Origin of the sequence: Cyclobacterium sp. 1_MG-2023 (assembly GCF_030546805.1) — a bacterium.
Taxonomy (GTDB): Bacteria; Bacteroidota; Bacteroidia; order Cytophagales; family Cyclobacteriaceae; genus Cyclobacterium.
Genome location: NZ_JAUOPC010000003.1, coordinates 35,666 through 52,744, shown reverse-complemented (window position 1 = coordinate 52,744; position 17,079 = coordinate 35,666). Strand labels below are relative to the sequence as shown.

At 37.3% G+C, this 17,079-nt stretch carries 13 protein-coding genes and 1 riboswitch; of the genes, 3 read left to right on the top strand and 10 right to left on the bottom strand.

The features are described from left to right. Window positions 1–10 precede the first annotated feature (10 nt). Entirely contained in the window at window positions 11–1,084 is a 1,074-nt protein-coding gene (locus tag Q4534_RS04900; RefSeq protein ID WP_303612056.1) for a DUF4407 domain-containing protein, read from the bottom strand. A gap of 312 nt (window positions 1,085–1,396) precedes the next feature. On the opposite strand from Q4534_RS04900, the gene Q4534_RS04895 reads away from it, so the two are divergent. Further along, on the top strand, window positions 1,397–2,047 hold the full coding sequence (locus Q4534_RS04895; protein ID WP_303612055.1) for an SGNH/GDSL hydrolase family protein: 651 nt from the start codon (window positions 1,397–1,399) through the stop codon (window positions 2,045–2,047). Window positions 2,048–2,288: 241 nt separating this feature from the next. Continuing rightward, window positions 2,289–2,391, top strand: a riboswitch (SAM riboswitch). Window positions 2,392–2,510: 119 nt separating this feature from the next. Beyond that, on the top strand, window positions 2,511–3,686 hold the full coding sequence (locus tag Q4534_RS04890; RefSeq protein ID WP_303612054.1) for an O-succinylhomoserine sulfhydrylase: 1,176 nt from the start codon (window positions 2,511–2,513) through the stop codon (window positions 3,684–3,686). Window positions 3,687–3,765: 79 nt separating this feature from the next. Here Q4534_RS04890 and Q4534_RS04885 read toward each other — a convergent pair whose 3' ends face one another. Next, window positions 3,766–5,073: an efflux RND transporter periplasmic adaptor subunit gene (locus tag Q4534_RS04885; protein WP_303612053.1), complete on the bottom strand. Its 1,308-nt coding sequence runs from the start codon at window positions 5,071–5,073 to the stop codon at window positions 3,766–3,768. 12 nt (window positions 5,074–5,085) lie between these two features. Then, complete coding sequence (locus Q4534_RS04880) at window positions 5,086–6,426, bottom strand: TolC family protein (RefSeq protein WP_303612052.1); 1,341 nt, start codon at window positions 6,424–6,426, stop codon at window positions 5,086–5,088. A 238-nt stretch (window positions 6,427–6,664) separates the two neighbouring features. Here Q4534_RS04880 and Q4534_RS04875 point away from each other — a divergent pair, with 238 nt between their 5' ends. Continuing rightward, window positions 6,665–7,462, top strand: coding sequence for an aminotransferase class IV (locus tag Q4534_RS04875; RefSeq protein WP_303612051.1), 798 nt, complete (start codon window positions 6,665–6,667; stop codon window positions 7,460–7,462). Window positions 7,463–7,493: 31 nt separating this feature from the next. Here Q4534_RS04875 and Q4534_RS04870 read toward each other — a convergent pair whose 3' ends face one another. The 7 genes from Q4534_RS04870 to Q4534_RS04840 all read right to left on the bottom strand — a co-directional run bounded on the left by Q4534_RS04870 (window position 7,494) and on the right by Q4534_RS04840 (window position 17,068). Beyond that, window positions 7,494–8,288: a thymidylate synthase gene (locus Q4534_RS04870; RefSeq protein WP_303612050.1), complete on the bottom strand. Its 795-nt coding sequence runs from the start codon at window positions 8,286–8,288 to the stop codon at window positions 7,494–7,496. Window positions 8,289–8,300: 12 nt separating this feature from the next. Further along, entirely contained in the window at window positions 8,301–9,347 is a 1,047-nt protein-coding gene (gene rfbB / locus Q4534_RS04865) for a dTDP-glucose 4,6-dehydratase (RefSeq protein WP_303612049.1), read from the bottom strand. A 191-nt stretch (window positions 9,348–9,538) separates the two neighbouring features. Beyond that, window positions 9,539–11,986 (bottom strand): tyrosine-protein kinase, encoded by a 2,448-nt coding sequence (locus tag Q4534_RS04860; protein WP_303612048.1) that lies wholly within the window; start codon window positions 11,984–11,986, stop codon window positions 9,539–9,541. A 2-nt stretch (window positions 11,987–11,988) separates the two neighbouring features. Next, window positions 11,989–12,801, bottom strand: coding sequence for a polysaccharide biosynthesis/export family protein (locus Q4534_RS04855; RefSeq protein WP_303612047.1), 813 nt, complete (start codon window positions 12,799–12,801; stop codon window positions 11,989–11,991). A gap of 83 nt (window positions 12,802–12,884) precedes the next feature. Beyond that, window positions 12,885–14,042 (bottom strand): glycosyltransferase family 4 protein, encoded by a 1,158-nt coding sequence (locus Q4534_RS04850; protein WP_303612046.1) that lies wholly within the window; start codon window positions 14,040–14,042, stop codon window positions 12,885–12,887. Between the two features lie 481 nt (window positions 14,043–14,523). Further along, complete coding sequence (locus Q4534_RS04845; RefSeq protein WP_303612045.1) at window positions 14,524–14,946, bottom strand: 3-hydroxyacyl-ACP dehydratase FabZ family protein; 423 nt, start codon at window positions 14,944–14,946, stop codon at window positions 14,524–14,526. 346 nt (window positions 14,947–15,292) lie between these two features. Beyond that, complete coding sequence (locus tag Q4534_RS04840) at window positions 15,293–17,068, bottom strand: RagB/SusD family nutrient uptake outer membrane protein (protein WP_303612044.1); 1,776 nt, start codon at window positions 17,066–17,068, stop codon at window positions 15,293–15,295. Between the last annotated feature and the right edge of the window lie 11 nt (window positions 17,069–17,079).

Sequence of the window (17,079 nt, the reverse complement as noted above, 5' to 3'; positions counted from 1 at the left end):
ATTATTGGCTTTACTTCGCTTGCAGCAGTCCCAAATCAAATTTTTTCTGAGCAACTTTCCTTTCAGGTTCAATTTCATCAAATACATCTTTTCTCAAATCGCTTTGACTTTTCTTTTTGTGCCATTGTTCATCCGCATACAAAATAACCCCTGCCTCATAAGCATCAAGCAAGTGGTCATAAGCTCCTCTTTTCGCCAGCAGTTTCACGAGAATAGGAGCCATTTCTATCATGACAAACAGAAGCATTATCATTAAGTTGGCCCAATAGACAGCAGTATTTGCATTCGTAAGACTATCTAAGGCTTGTATACGTGCAGCCAGTCCGTTATTGGATGCCACTGAAAGCATCTGATGATCCAACTCTAATTTCATTTGATCATTAAGTTGATCTATTTCCAACAGAATCGCTTTAATTTTCTCCCTGTTTAAAGTTTGAGTTTGCAACAAGTCCTGCTGGGCCTGGTCCAATTGTTCTTCCTTCTTTTCAGCATTAATGCCAATACCAGCTCTACCGGTAGTTCCATCCGTCTTTACACCAAATCGTTCATTGTCATATTCAAGCTGTTTCTCATTTCGAAAATCCTCCTTACTTTTGATTTCTGCATTAAGTCCATCAATTTCAGCTTGTAGTTGTTGAATTTCAGGATAACCGGCTTTAATTTGATCCTTACTTTCTCGTATTGTTTCCAAACGTTGTCGATCTAATTCCCTGTTGATCTCTTTTTCAAAAATCTTCAACTCCAAAGGTTTGGCAATTACTAATGCTATCAGTATGGCTAATATTAATCTAGGAATAGCTTGTTTAAATTCCAGACTGAAATTTTCCCGCTTTTTGAGGGTGGAAACAATGTACCTATCCAAGTTAAAAATCATCAACATCCACAAAATTCCCACAGCCAAAACTGGCCATAGACTTTCGAAAACGGTAAATAAAGCATAACCTACAGACAAGCCTGCAAAAACAGCTGTGAACAAGACTGTTCCCCCTATACCTATGAATTGATGAATAGATCCCGGGCAGCGCTTAACCAGTGGAAGGTAAGCCCCTGAGCAAAATATAAGGAAGCGTTCAATTTTATTCATAGATAAGAGTGCTTGTGTGGCTTTTTAAAAGAAACACTATTCAAGTAGGCTGCCAAAAAAATGATTTTACTTTAAATGTAGATTAAATTCCAGAAATAAATTATAAAATACTGTATTTCAATACTTTAAATAAATAAAAGTATACCTTTAACTAATAGATATTTGTAGGCTTACCAAGAAATTATAGCCAATGATGGGGCAGAATAAAAAACTGTCCGCTTTATTTGTCCGCTATCGTGACAATCAAACAATAAAATGATTTTAAAATCCGCATATTTCAATTATTTTAGACAATAAAATCTATAATCAAATATGAAAAATTATAATTTCGCTTTCTTAGCTGTTTTACTTTTTATTTCTACCACAGTTTTTGCTCAAGACCCTACTAGATTTAAAGGACAGGTGGAGAAGATCCACAAAGACAATCCAATTCAAGACAATTTGAATGGTATCGTTTTCACAGGTAGTTCTACCATAAGGATGTGGAAAAGCTTGCAAGAAGACTTTCCGCAACACATTGTGATCAATGGAGGTTTTGGCGGTTCTCAGGCTAGTGATTTACTATACTATATTGATGAACTTATACTGGATTATAAACCTTCTAAAGTTTTTATTTATGAAGGAGACAATGACATTTCATCAGGTAAGTCCGTTGAAGAAATATTAATGACTTTCAATCTGATTACAAGTAAAATACACGAAGCCTTGCCTGAAACAGAAATCATTATCGTTAGTCCGAAACCAAGTATCGCCAGATGGAAGCTTGCGGATCAGTACCTAGAGTTGAATAAAAAACTAAAAAAATTCACAAAGAGTGAAAAGTACATGAAATATGCTGACTTATGGAAGCCTATGCTTAACAAAGACAAAGAGCCAATGGATGATATCTTTATTAAAGATAACCTTCACATGAACGAAAAAGGTTATGCCATATGGGCAAAAACCATTGAAAAGTATTTATAACTCAGTTATTCAGTTAAATGTAACACTTGAATAGCTGACCTATTCAAGTGTGTCTATTAAAATTCATTTTCCCCTTTCCATTGAATTGCCAGAAGGTTTATAGGAAAGGGGATTTTTTTACTTCGGACAAACCTCAAGCCCAAGGTACAGGCCCAAGCAGAAAAGTTACCCCATATAAAAACAGGAGGGAATTTGGAAAATCGAATTACCCTTGTTTTCTTTGCAGTAAATTCAGGAAACTGATTTATAAAGAAGAGGCGAGAGATCAGGCTCTGTGAACCTCTGGCAACCTTCCAAACCAAGGAAAGGTGCCAATACCTGCCCAATATAGGGAACGATAAATTAGACTATATGACATTACATACAATCTCCACCTTTACTTTTCTCGACTTGTTTTGCTGTTCTTCAATATTAAAGAAGAAGAGTATAAATACATGTACCCATCTTTAGACAATTTTCTTTTATGAATTATAAAAATTTTGAAACCCAAGCTGTAAGGATTGCTAAATCCTCCTCAGATCAGAGAGAACATTCTGCACCTTTGTACCTAAGTTCTAGTTTTGTTTTTGATTCAGCAGAACAAGCCAGACAAATGTTTGCAGACGAAATTGAAGGCAATATATATTCAAGGTATGCCAACCCCAACACAAGTGATTTGATAGAAAAGGTCTGTGCAGCAGAAGGAACTGAAAGTGGCATTACGACTGCCTCTGGAATGGCCGCAATGTTTGGCAGTATGGCCTCTTTACTAAGACAAGGTGACCATGTTTTGGCTTCAAGATCATTGTTTGGCTCTACGCATCAACTGCTAACACGCGTATTTCCGAAATGGGGTATTTCACATACCTATGGAGACATTTCAGATATCGACAGGTGGGAAGAACTGGTACAACCCAACACCAAGATGTTGTTTATAGAGACTCCATCTAACCCGGGTTTAGAGATAATCGACTTGGAATACATCGCTAATTTTGCCAATGCACATAATCTGGTTTTGGTAGTAGACAATTGTTTTGCTACCCCTTATTTGCAACAACCTGCCAAGTGGGGAGCACATATCGTCACCCATAGCGCCACCAAATTCATAGATGGGCAAGGAAGGGTCTTGGGAGGGCTTATTTTGGGCAAGAAAGAATTAATCGATGAAGTTCAATTTTTTATGCGCCATACAGGGCCATCCTTGTCCCCTTTCAATGCTTGGGTTTTAGCCAAAAGTATGGAGACTTTGGCAGTGAGAATGGACAGGCATTGCGAAAATGCCTTGAAAATTGCTCAGTATTTTGAAGGAAACCAAGAAGTGGAAGTAGTAAAATATCCATTCTTAGCATCTCATCCACAGTTTCATCTAGCCAAAAAACAAATGAAACATGGGGGAGGTATTATCACCCTAACATTAAAGGGAGGGTTAAACCGAGCAAAAAAATTCATTGACCAATTGCAGATGATTTCTGTAACCGCAAATTTGGGGGACACCAGAAGTATCGTTACTCATCCAGCCTCTACCACTCATAGCAAGCTTTCTGAAGAAGAAAGAGCTAAGGTAGGGATATTGAATGGTTTAGTAAGGTTATCCGTTGGTTTGGAACATGTAGACGATATCATCTTGGACATTGAGAGGGCTTTAGAACAGTCTAAATAAAAAAATGCCATGATTACAAATACATTATTTGTAATCATGGCATTTGATAAGCTTTAATTTTTCTATTATTGTTTTCTGTTTATTCTTTTTCACCTTCTGCAGCTTCTGCAGTTTTCACCTCTTTGTCATTTTCCAATTGGGTGCTAACGACATAGTATGGCCCTGTAATGACTTCCTGGTCTTCTACAAGTCCTTCCAAGATTTCAATGTTTTCAAAATCAGAGATGCCGGTTTTTACTTCCTGGACCTGGGCCTTGTCCCCAATTTTCATGAAAACCAATTCTTTCATATTACCTTTGCCTTCACCTTCTTCTATGGTCTGGCCTGCCCTTACTGTAACTGCAGCAAGAGGAATGGCTAATACACCTACTTTTTTGTCCGTTATGATTTCAACACTCGCTGTCATACCCGGACGAAATGGGAAGGGGTTTTCTTTTGAGACCAAGTCTTTATAAGAGTCATTCAAAATCCTAATTCTAACTTCAAACTCAGTAACGGCATCCGTACTTACTTTTTCGTTGGCTGAATTAGCAATGGCGGTCACTACCCCTGTAAATTTCTTGCCTGTAGAAGCATATGAATCCACTTCTATCAAAGTAGTATCACTCATACTGATCCTGACAATGTCGTTTTCATTAACATTTACCCTTACCTCCATTTTAGATAAATCCGCAATGCGAAGCATTTCTGTACCTGCCATTTGGGCAGTTCCAACTACACGCTCTCCCTTTTCCACCAGCAAGTTGGAGACGATACCATCTGTGGGGGAATAAACATTCGTTAACCTCAAATTTTCTCCTGCTTCATCCACTGAAGCTTTGGCACTTTTGACTATAAATTCCGAAGCGATAACTGACTGCTTGGCTGCTTCAAGGTCATTTTCAGCTGTAAGGAATTCTGCTTTGATTTGTTCAAAATCAGCATCTGAAATCACCTTGTCTTCATAAAGGGTTAAATTCCGCTCATAATTCAATTTAGATTGGTTGAATTGTGCTTCAGAACGTTTCAAACTAGCTTTTGACTGTGCTAAATTAGCCATTTGTTGGTTTAAATTGGCCTGAGCCCGATCCAATGCAGAGATAAAGTTGTCAGGTCTGATTTTGACCAATAAATCACCCAATTTAACTGAGTCTCCTTCATTGACGTTCAATTCAATAATTTCACCGGCAACATCTGGACTCATTTTCACCTCTGTTTCGGGTTGAACTACTCCGGAGGCACTCACTTTCTCCACGATGTCTTTTTTACTAACCTTACCGATCTGAACCTCTAAAGGCTTCTCTCCACCTACCCAACCGGCTTGTTTTCCTACTATCATTCCTATTACCAAGAATGCCAATACTCCCAGTAATATGTATATTATCTTTTTAGATTTTTTCTTTGCCATTGTTTTGATCTATTATAGGGTAAGGGGATTTCCTAAGTAAAAATCCAAGACTTTAACACTAAACACAAATTGGTATTTCGCAGTAACCAGGTCTGCCTCTGCATTGAATAAATTGTTTTGTGCAACCTGAAAGTCAACAGCATTGATAGCGCCCACTTCAAATCGTTGCTTGGCCATCCTAAAAGACTCGCCCAATGCTTCCACTCTTATCAATGAGCTTTTATAGGATTGTTCTGCAGCATACGCTGATGTATAGGCAGATTCAATATCCTGTCTTAAAAGGTTCTTAGCTTCTATTTCCTGAATTTCACTCAATCTTTTCTGTACTCTTGCTCTTTGCAAACTTGCTTTATTTCTGAAATTGGAAAAAACAGGGATACTCAAACCAATGTTTGCAGATTGTGAGAGGTTGTTTTCAAATTGTTGCAACAGAGGATCAGGAGTCATAAAAGTACTCTGGTCCACGTAATTTGAGAAAACATTTGCGCTAAGGCTCAAACTTGGTGCAAAACTTCCCTTTGCTATTTTCACTCCATATTCCGCGCTCTTTACTGCCAACGCTGCCGCTTGGATCTCCGGCAATCTTCCTTCGGCTATTGAGTATACTTCAGCAACCCCTACCGTTCCAATTTCTAACCCTTCTACTCCAACCTCTGGGATAATTATACCAAAGTTATCATCGAAAGGCAACTGTAAGGATTGTGATAAGTTTAACTTCGCAATTCTTAGATTGTTTTGCGCGTTGATCACTTCCAATTCATTGGTAGCTCTTTGAGCTTCCAAGTCCAATTGATCTGCCTTAGGTAAAGCCCCAGCTTTTACTAGACTTTTTGTTCTCTCCAGTTGATCCGCACTGGTCTTCAACTGTGATTGGGCAATATTCAACTGTTCCATTGAAAATGCCACATTTATAAAGAGGTTAATCGTATTTAGTGTAATGTCATTTCTGCTTTTTTCTACATTCAAGCGATTGACTTCCACATTTAATTTGGATTGTTTGATGCTATTCTGAACCCTCCCCCCAGAATAAATGGGTAAACTTGAGTTCCCTGATATATTAACATTACCTATTCTCCTGGATTCAAAATCATTCGTTACCGGGTTTATGGATCTACCCCAGCGAAAACCTGAGCTGGCACCCATTGAGAAAGACGGTATCATTTGTCCTTTGGCTTCCAACAAATTGGCTTCAGAACTTATTAGGTTCATTTCAGCCCTCTTTAAATTTAGGTTATTTTCTAATGCTGTTTCAACACTTTGCTCCAAAGTCAACTTACCAAGATTATCTTGGGAAAAAACCGATGTAGACAATCCAGAAACAAATATCAATAGCAGTAAAATATGCTTTTTCATGAACTTTGGTATTTTATCTTTTTGCAATTAAAAAGTTTATCTCTTTTTTTAATAATTTTTGAAAACTTTATGAACCAGCTTTTATTAAGCAAACCTAGTGCTAATTAGTCATTTACTTTCAAGTTTAAACCTTTCTCTTTGAAAACCACCTATAAATACCATTAATTAATTAATTTTAACGAGAAAGGAACAATCAAATAACCATTTTGTTCGTATATGAACAGTTCACTGTACAAAAATGAGACAGTTTTTTAAATCCAATTCGAAGATTTTTACTGAAGTTGATGCCTTACCCCTCAACAGGGCCCTCCTATTCGGTGATGGAATCTTTGAAACAATGTGTTTTATCAATGGCCAATTCAGGTTCCATCAAGACCATCAAAACCGAGCGGTCAATGGACTCCAAAAATTAAAAATAAATGGAGAACTTGATTTGGAAGAGATAGGCATAATGCTAAGAAATATCTTCGGTACAACCAAAATGCTAAGGGTCAGGTGGAATATTTACAGATCAGGAATAGGCAAGTATAGCCCGATTGAAAATACCGCTTGTGAACATCTTATCGTTTCTGATTTTAACCCATCCCCTAAAACCAAAAGCACTGCTTATATTAGCCAAAAAGTTCATACCAATACCACAGCATGGTCCGGAGTCAAAACATTAAATGCCTTGCACTATATTATGGCCAATATAGAACGGCAAGAAAAGGGCATGGCTGATGTAATTTTATTGGACGAGAAAGGCTTTGTCTCAGAGGCTGGTAGCTCCAATATCTTTTGGGTAAAAGGAGACCAATACTATACCCCTAGCCTCTCGACCAATTGCATTGCAGGGGTTTCTCGGAAACAAATCATTGGCCGCTTAAAAGATTTAGAAAAGCATTGTGAGATAGGAAAGTTTAAACCCAATGACTTACTGAAGGCAGATCAGGTTTTTGTGAGCAATGTAACCGGAATAAGTTACTTACTTAAAATTGAAGATAGAGATTTTGCCCCAAAACCTGAGCCTGAACTACTTTCACTTTTTGACCTTTAATGAGGATATGGTAAACTTGAGAGGTTTACTTTTAAACCGATACTTCAGCTTTTATTCTGGGATGAGGGTTATAATTCAACAATTCTATGTCCTCATATTTAAAAGAGAAAATATCCTTTACCTCAGGGTTTAATTTCAATTGCGGCAAGGATCTGCATTCTCTACTAAGCTGGAGCCGGGCCTGATCAAGATGGTTGTTATACAAGTGTGCATCTCCAAGGGTATGGATAAACTCCCCTACTTCAAGGTCACAAACCTGAGCTATCATAGCCAAAAACAAAGCATAGGAGGCAATATTAAAAGGCACTCCTAAAAACACATCCGCACTTCGTTGGTACAATTGACAGGACAGCTTACCTTCAGCCACATAAAACTGAAACAAAAGATGGCAAGGAGGCAAAGCCATTTGATCTACATCAGCCACATTCCAGGCGCTAACAATTAGTCGCCTGGAATTAGGATTGGTTTTAATCTGATGAATTAAATTCTTTATTTGATCAATTTCTCCTCCTTTTCCATCGGGCCAGTGTCTCCACTGGTACCCATACACAGGGCCCAAATCACCATTTTCATTCGCCCATTCATCCCAAATTGAAACTTTATTATCTTTTAGGTATTGGATATTTGTATCACCGGATAAGAACCATAGCAATTCATGAATTATGGATCGTGTATGACATTTTTTGGTTGTTACCAAAGGAAAACCTTTGGACAAATCATACCTCATTTGGTACCCAAATACACTTAGCGTACCGGTACCTGTCCGATCTCCTTTTTTAATTCCATGATCCAATATGTGTTCTAATAATTGGTGATATTGTTGCATACTGAATTGCTTTTAACTGTAATGTTCTTGGTAATATTTTTGATAATCTCCCGAGGTCACACTATCCAGCCATTTTTCATTTTCCAAGTACCAATCAACTGTTTCTTCAATGCCTACTTCAAAGGTAAGGCTGGGTTTCCATCCCAATTCTTTGTTGATTTTATCGGCATCAATTGCATACCGCTGATCGTGCCCCGCTCGGTCTTTCACAAAGGTAATTAATTGCGCTGAAGCTCCTTTATCTCTGCCCAGTTTTCTGTCCATGATTTCACATAGGAGCTTCACAATATCTATGTTTTTCCATTCATTAAAACCTCCTATATTGTAGGTTTCATTCGTTTTACCTTCGTGAAAAACTAGATCAATGGCTCTGGCATGATCCACTACAAACAACCAATCTCTAATGTTTTCACCTTTTCCATAAACCGGTAAGGGTTTATTTTGTTTGATATTGTGAATACATAGAGGAATTAGCTTTTCAGGAAATTGGTTGGGGCCATAATTATTGGAACAGTTTGAAATTACTGTTCTCAAGCCATAAGTATTGGCATAAGCCCTTACAAAATGATCTGAAGCTGCTTTGGATGAAGAGTAGGGAGATTGGGGATCATATGGGGTGGTTTCCAAGAAATACCCGCCATCATCCAATGAACCATACACCTCATCTGTGGAAACATGATAAAAAAGATGATTCTCTCTGTCTTTCCAGAAATTTTTGGCTGTATTGAGCAAGTTAACAGTTCCCATTACATTTGTTTTCACAAAAGCCAGTGGGTCGGTGATTGACCTGTCCACATGAGATTCTGCGGCCAAGTGGATCACATCAGTAATTTGGTAGTCATTGAATACCTCCTTTAATAGCTCCTCATTATTAATATCCGCTTTGGCGAAAACGTAATTTTTTTCTCCTTCAATGTCCTTTAAATTCTCCAAATTACCTGCATAGGTCAGGCAATCCAAGTTAACAATTCTGTAGTTGGGATACTTTTTTACAAAAAGTCGGACAACATGGGAGCCTATAAACCCTGCTCCACCTGTAATCAAAATTGATTTTTCCATAATTAAAAGATATTATAATATGTATGTAAAAATTTCAAATCTAGCTTTGTACAGTTTACCTGACAAAAGCTAGGACAATTTCCATTCCAATTCCGACCATAAAATTCAAAAAAATCAGACGCCCAGTTCAAGTAATTAGTAAAAAACTTTCAAGCACATCCCTCTTTCCTTCGGAGATAAAACGAGAATGTTTAAACTTTAAACTTTCCTAATAATTTTGCTAGCCAACTAGTTTTATGTTCTTTTTCTTCTGCATAATAACCATCCCCGTAGCTATTTTTTCTCATGTAAGAGTAATTGTACCCATAACCATAATTATAACCGCTAAAATCATAGGTATCCCCACCACTTTTTAATCCGTTAAAAATGGCATAAAAATTCCTTACTTGATCATTGGCATAAAGATCATTGATCATCAATAGGTGATTTTTATTTGTAAAATCATGCCTTACAATATAAAGGTTAACATCCGAAAAACGCAATAAATCCATGGTTTCGGAAACTAATCCTACCGGAGGGCAATCCATAATAATAATGTCAAAACTTTCTTCCAAATGGTCTAGAAACTCGCCCATTTTATCCTTTAGCAATAGCTCAGCGGGGTTGGGAGGTACCGCTCCGGAAGGGACCACGTAAAGATTTTCATAAGGTGTTTTAACAATAATCTCGTCCTCCCTATCTTTATCCACTAAAAAGGTAGAAAGTCCTTTTTTATTGGATACACCCAGGTATTTTGCAAGTTTGGGTTTTCGAAGGTCAAGTCCCATTATACATGTCTTTTTCCCACTCAAAGCCATTGCAGAAGCAAGATTCAGGCTAATGTATGTCTTACCTTCACCTGAAATACTTGAAGTAACCAAGACACGCTTACATTTTTTTTCACTTGCTATATAAAACAGTGCCGAACGAAGCGATCTAAATGATTCCGAGGCCAGAGACCGTGGATACTCCGCTACTAATAAATTGGTATTCTTATCACTGTAGCCAATGGTCCCTAAAAGAGGGATTCGCATGAGGCTCTTCAATTGGATCTGATCCATCACTCTATTATTTAAGTAGTGAAACAGCACCAAAAAACCTAAGGGTAGAAAAAATCCTAATCCAATGGCATAGGTGTAATTTTGAGTCTTTTTAGGAAAAATTAAAGTACCCCGTTTGGCTTGGTCCACGATACTGTTATCGGGTACATTCGACGCTTTGGCGATACCGGCCTCCGCTCTTTTCTCAAGAAGATAGGTATATAAATTTTCCCTCAGCTTGAATTCTCTTAAAATATTGGTGTAATCTGATTCTGCTTTGGGTAGGTTAGAAAACTGTTGATCAAAGGAATTTAATTTCTTCTGATTTTCTTTTTTTCTACTTTCTGTATTGGCGATGAGGTTCTTGATATTCTCAAATAAATTCTCTTTCAACCTATGGATCTGTTGATCCAAAACGGCTACATCTGGGTGTGTTTCATTAACTAAAGAAAGTAACTTTCGGCGCTCTAGAGAAATGGTTACCAATGAACCTACCAATTCATTAAAAAGTGGATCATCAATCCCCACGACAGAAGGGGCAACAATTTCCTCAAAAGAATCTGTTTTAGTAATCAAATAATTTTTAAGGGTATTGTAATAGGCCAATTCAAAGTCTATGGATTGGATGTTGGTTTCTAAAGCCTGAATACTATTCAGCACTCCTCCGAACTCTGCGTTCACATCCAGCATTTTATTGCTTACTTTAAATTGTTGCATTCTACCCTCCACAGACTTTAAGGAGTCCTCAACAATATATAGCTGTTCTTCAATAAATTTTAAGGCATTTTCGGAAATCCTGTTCTTTTCCTTGAGATCATATTCCAGAAAAGCGTCCATTAGCGCATTGATATAATCACTGCCTTTTTCTACAATCTTAGTAACTGTACTGATCTCAAGCACAGTCCCATAATTGATAAGTGGCTTTACCTGAATGGCATTAGCATACGTATCCACCAAGGATGCCGGATTGTGAAGTAAAAATTCATAGGTGTTGTATTGCCGAGCATCGTCAAGTAAAAAAACTTTAAATTTGGCATTATCTCCTATTATTTCTTCGCCAAAATTAAGCTCTTTATTGAAAATATCTCTTTCCTCTTCAACGTATTGATAGCTGGTGAAAAACCTATCAAAAAAAGTGTTTTCGCCGGAAAGCAACATAAATGTGGAATCTGAGAGTATGTTAATACTGATCTTTTTATTGACGATCTGTGGGTATTCCCAGTCTACTTCAACCTTTATTGGACTATTTTTGTAAAGTTCAATTTCCTTTATATTGGTTGAGGCAAAATAACTCACATCAAAGTGCAAGCTATTCAAAGCCTCAGAAGCCAGATTTTTAGAGGAAAACAATAAAATATCATTGGTAAGGTTTTCTCCTCCGGAAAAAATATTTGAACGATCAAGTATTCTGACTTCAGGGGAAGCGTTGCTCTTGATCATGACACTCCCTCTTACCTCATATCGTTCAACTGTATACCGGTGAAAAAGGAATACAAAGACCAATCCAATTGAAATACAAACCAAATACAAAGGCCAATACCTAAAGTATTTAATTAAGTAATACTTAATATCAATTGGCTTTTCCTGCTCGTCAAATTGCGAAAGATCTAGATTTTCCATAACTAAAAGAGCCCTGAGGTAATACCGTATAAGAACATCAAGGCGGTAATAATGGAAACTCCAAGCTGCAAGCTTCCTGTCAAATTCTCTCCTGAACCAATTTGTCTAATATTCATCGGTTGCAAATACAATATATCATTGGGCTGAATAAAATAATAGGGGGAAGCCAAAAGTTGCCTGTCATTCAAATTGATTTGGTGAATTTTGGTGCCTCCATCATACTGCCTTATTAAAAACAATTCATTTTTACGCGCCAGAATATTGGATTCTCCTGCAATTGAAATTGCGTCAAAAATGGTGGCTCGGTTTTTTAGAATCATCTTAGGCCCTACGTTATTAAATTCTCCCAAGGTGGTAAACCTTATGCCGCCAATTCTAAGCTTTACCTGCACTTCATCTTTGAAATAAAACCCAATGGCCTCTTGAACTTTTTCTCTTGCTTCCAGTTCAGTTAAACCGGCAATTTTAATGGGTTCCAAATTTGGAATTTGAATGTATCCGTCCTTATCTATTGAATAACCTGAAAAGTAAAAAATGTCCATGTTCCCATTTCCGCCAGCCCTACCAGTTCTTACAGCATTGGCTCCTTGAAACTCGAAGGCTTTCAATAAATCTTCATTGGAGGAAGCAAAATCTACGTCTACAATATCATATGGCTGTAAAACATACTCATATTCTACATCAGCAAAAGGAATAAATTCATCCAATTCAATGGGTTCATTTCCTTCTAAATTTTGAAGATAATTAATTCTCTTATTACTTATACAGGAAGTAATTGAAATAAAAATTAAAACCGGAAATACCAGTCTTTTCATGTAAAAACTTTTTATGACCACCTCCAAAATTAACTAAATATGAACGGTTTGAAAAAAAATGAGAATAATAAATTTAAAGTGCATTATTCGTTATTTAACAAGCGATTATATGCATTAAAAATATTTTTCTGAATAGATTTTCTGTCAAATTTTTCCACAACCCTCTGGTGAAGATTTTCCGCATAACCCTGCATATCTGCTCTTTTAACGAATGCAAATTCCATGGCCTCCTTCAATGCTGAAACAAGACCTGTCTGATAAACAAGGGCAGTCTTTTTATGTTTCACTAAATCTGTATTTCCGGGAATATCCGAACAGATTATTGGACAGCACATGGCTCCTGATTCCAAAAGAACATTGGGAAATCCTTCCCTATGAGAAGGGTGTATGAGAACATCACAAATGGCCAAATAATGTGCTACATGATCCGTCCATGGCACATGTACTATCCTTGGATGATCCTTTATCTGGTTAATGGTTTTCGGTTCAAGAGGATTCAAATCCTGCTCAAAGTCTCCTAATAAAATTAATTTTGACCGATTTACAATTTTAGACTGGAGGAATGCCTCCACTAAATCAGCAATCCCTTTATCTTTAACTAGCCTACCAACTGTTAGCATTAAAAAATCATCCTCCCCTGGTACAATTCGCATGGTAGCTGCTACCAAATGATTTTCCTGTAAATTATTCCTGTCAAATACCTTTAGGTCTACCCCATTCGAGGACCCATCACCTATAATTTTCACTTTTTCCGGCCGAACTAGTTTTTTACTTACGATAAAATCCTTTAAGGATTGAGAATTAGGCCAAACTTCATCTGCAAAGCGGTAGGTAATTTTTTCAATATCAGACAATAGTTTTGCTTTCCTACCTTTTTCCACAATAAAGGGAAGCCCAGCCAAAGTATGAATTTTTACAGGTACTCCGGCCATCCAGGCGGCGACCATCCCTAACAAACCGGCCTTTGGTGTATGGGTATGCACAATATCCGGTTTTTCTCGCTTAAACAAGCGGAACAATAACCACAAACAATAAATGTCTTTTAAGGGAGTAATTTTTCTGGTAAAAGGGATGATTTCTTTCCTTATGCCTTTTTCATTTTTTGAAACATCATACCATTCTTTTCCTTCTGAACTAACCATAAGTACATCAAATCCTGCATTGGACATGTAACTCATTTGATTTTTTAATAATAATTTGAGAGAAATGGGAACAGTAGTGATCCTAATCAACTTTGGCATTCAGCTATTATTTAATTAAAAGGTCAAATATACCTATTAAATCGATGGAAAATTAAATATTCTACGCAGTTGTCTTCAATTTTTATTATTAATGAAACGAAAGGAATTGGTAAAAAGTGGTCAGGCAATCGGATTTATTTTAAATGAGTAATTGGCAAAAAAAGCCATAATGCATAAGTCAATCGATAAATATTTATAAATAAATGATAATCAAAGAGTTCTCCGTCGACATTTCCTTAAAAGGTTATTAAAAATCATCTCCTTAAAATATATAAGGAATGATTACGCATTGCAAATACACAAATCAATGCTAAAAAACAGTCAAAAGTCATCTAAAGCAAAAAGATTTCACCTTATACCCAAGGTTTAAATCTTAAAAAATTTTGAGAATAAGGCGCAATTATTTTGGGAGGAGTGAATAAAATTAGACCTTATTACCACCGACAAATTCAAACTCAACTAGGAAGTAACCTATTACAATTTATGCATTATCTATTCGTGCACAAACCCAAGTAGCTTCTGCAATAGGTGCATTCCGAACAGTGGCAATCCCACTTTGTTTAATAATCTTATTGCTAATTCTTATATTCCGGATGGTGTATTTAATTTCTTCATTGTAAGTGGCTCCTTTTAAAAATCGGACATTGTCCATACTTACCAGACCAAAAAAGCCATCTGCAAGTCCTGCTTTTTTAATTCCTGCACCTCCGCATTGTGCCATGGATTCAATTAAAATCATACCGGGAATAAAATCAAAATCAGAAAAACTACCCGTAGCCATTTTGTCAATGGCTTTGTCAAAGGTTTTAAGTCCGATGATTTCTTTCTCGTTTGCGGAAATAATTTTATCTACAAATAAAAAAGGAGATCGATGAGGTATTAATTTTTCGATTGAAGCATCCATTGTTTTTTACTTTTAAAGCTTGGTTAGTATTTTTTCACGACCATAAATTCTTTTGGATAAGCCTTACCAATTTAATTAATTTTAAATGGTATAAGGCATAGGGTCTCAGTTTAAATCTAAATGAATTGATCAATCTTCTCATGAAGATAAATGTTACAGGGCATTTGGAGGTTACACCAAGCATCTATCGAATATAGTTTCTTCTCTAACCAAATTCATTAGCTTAATATATAACCTACCCATAATCCCGGAAAAGAAGGATTGATTTGTCTAGAACAGCATAGAATTGTAAAGAAAAAAGGGTGAGGAAACCCCACCCTTTTTATTTTTTATCAAAAACAATTATTTAATCGAATGCAGGATCCTGAACCAATGTAGGTGATCCTTCTTTAAAGGATCTTTCAATCGCCTCTAAAGGCACAGGAAAATATTCATGTACACCTTTGGTAAAACTCGCATTGCTTAAGTAAGTCCTTTTGGTACCTTCTTCGTTAAGGTATTCATTCATGGTTTCAGCAGCAATTCCCCAACGCTGTAAATCAAAGAACCTATGACCTTCCATAGCAAATTCCAACCTTGTTTCCATTCTTACAGCTTTTCTTGCCACATCTTGGTCTGTCCATGGCATGTCATAAGTTGATATTACGTAATTAGCAGCAGGCTCCCCTTCTACTATTGTATAGTCATTTCTTTCAGCCCCTTGAATGGCTTTTGGTACAAAACCATCTGGGTTAGCTGCTCTAGTTCTGATCATGTTTACGAGCTCTCTGGCCCTTTCCAGATTACCAAGCTCTACCTCAGCCTCAGCAAGCCATAAAATCACCATATCCAGCCTCATGATCCTGTAATTATTGGCCGACAAACGTGGGTTTGAACCTATTCCGAAAAATTCCGGCTCTGCCACATGCTTAATTGGTGAATATGGCCCGGCATAGTTCTGATCCCTGATAAAATCACTACCGTGGATTTTATACCCTTTGTATAGCACATCTCTTCTACCTACTGTATGATCCAGTCTTGGATCCAATGGACCTTCATAAGGCTGAAAAGGATCATTCCAAGCCAAGCCTTGGTCATTGGGAACATCACTGTCGTTAAAGGTATCCAAAAGCGGAAGCCCCTCCTCGGAAGTTTTAAAAGCATTTACCAAGTTTTGGGAAGGCTGGTAAAATCCGCAACAGCCCCAAGGATCTGTATAGGGATAATTCAAAGTAGTTCCTTCATTGGCTGCAGCTGTAGTAGCACTTGAGATAGAAAATTGAATTTCAAAAATCGACTCTTCATTGTTTCTTCTTCCCACAAGAAAATTTTCTTCGAAAGTATTGGTCAATGAAAATGGTCCATTGTTTAAAATATCATCCAATAACGTCTTGGCTTCCGCTAGTACGGTAGTATTGGCTTCCCCGGTGCTTTGGTCCCATCCTTGAAACATCTTTGCTTTGGCCAGAAAAGCTTGTGCTGCCCATTTTGTGGGTCTTCCAACATCTGCCTGGGATTCAGGCAGGGTATTCATTGCCGCTTCAAAGTCAGCCTCAATATCCGGCCAAATCTCTTTATCATTTGGCACTTTACTACTCTCCAAATCAATTAAATCGAAGGTAGTGTCATCAATATAAGGAACTCTTCTCCACATTTTTCTAGCTTCCATATGGAAAAACCCTCTTAAAAACCTTGCTTCGGCAATAATCTGAGCACTCCTTGCCTCAGACACATCTTCAGCTTTTTTCAAAGTGTTCAAAACATCATTTGCCCTAGCCACTCCTTTATAAACCGCTCTCCATTTATTTCTTAAGTGAAGATTGGTAGGCTGAAAATCAAAAGCCTCCAAGAAAGACTGTTCCGGCTGATCACCTGCATCTGTTCCTTTATAGGCGTCATCTGACACTACACCTCCATACACCCAATTGTCTATGGTGCCATTCCATCCGGATTGTCCATCCAGTCCGTATCCATCTATCATTGCGTAGGCTCCCAATAGTAGCCCCTCTACCCCTTGTGCATTAGCCAGATCTACTGTACTGAATTGGCCCTGAGGCACTGTTTCCAAAAATTCTTCCTGGCAGGAAGTAATGGACAGTCCAAGTACAAATGCTGTAGCTATTTTTAAATATATTCGTTTCATTTGTTTGCTTC

Excerpts from the sequence above, each read along its gene's own strand:
- Q4534_RS04895 (WP_303612055.1), top strand. The coding sequence starts at position 1,397 with ATGAAAAATTATAATTTCGCTTTCTTAGCTGTTTTACTTTTTATTTCT.
- rfbB (WP_303612049.1), bottom strand. The coding sequence starts at position 9,347 with ATGGAAAAATCAATTTTGATTACAGGTGGAGCAGGGTTTATAGGCTCC.
- Q4534_RS04870 (WP_303612050.1), bottom strand. The coding sequence starts at position 8,288 with ATGCAACAATATCACCAATTATTAGAACACATATTGGATCATGGAATT.
- Q4534_RS04840 (WP_303612044.1), bottom strand. The coding sequence starts at position 17,068 with ATGAAACGAATATATTTAAAAATAGCTACAGCATTTGTACTTGGACTG.
- Q4534_RS04855 (WP_303612047.1), bottom strand. The coding sequence starts at position 12,801 with ATGAAAAGACTGGTATTTCCGGTTTTAATTTTTATTTCAATTACTTCC.
- Q4534_RS04875 (WP_303612051.1), top strand. The coding sequence starts at position 6,665 with ATGAGACAGTTTTTTAAATCCAATTCGAAGATTTTTACTGAAGTTGAT.
- Q4534_RS04860 (WP_303612048.1), bottom strand. The coding sequence starts at position 11,986 with ATGGAAAATCTAGATCTTTCGCAATTTGACGAGCAGGAAAAGCCAATT.
- Q4534_RS04885 (WP_303612053.1), bottom strand. The coding sequence starts at position 5,073 with ATGGCAAAGAAAAAATCTAAAAAGATAATATACATATTACTGGGAGTA.
- Q4534_RS04850 (WP_303612046.1), bottom strand. The coding sequence starts at position 14,042 with ATGCCAAAGTTGATTAGGATCACTACTGTTCCCATTTCTCTCAAATTA.
- Q4534_RS04880 (WP_303612052.1), bottom strand. The coding sequence starts at position 6,426 with ATGAAAAAGCATATTTTACTGCTATTGATATTTGTTTCTGGATTGTCT.
- Q4534_RS04845 (WP_303612045.1), bottom strand. The coding sequence starts at position 14,946 with ATGGATGCTTCAATCGAAAAATTAATACCTCATCGATCTCCTTTTTTA.
- Q4534_RS04900 (WP_303612056.1), bottom strand. The coding sequence starts at position 1,084 with ATGAATAAAATTGAACGCTTCCTTATATTTTGCTCAGGGGCTTACCTT.
- Q4534_RS04890 (WP_303612054.1), top strand. The coding sequence starts at position 2,511 with ATGAATTATAAAAATTTTGAAACCCAAGCTGTAAGGATTGCTAAATCC.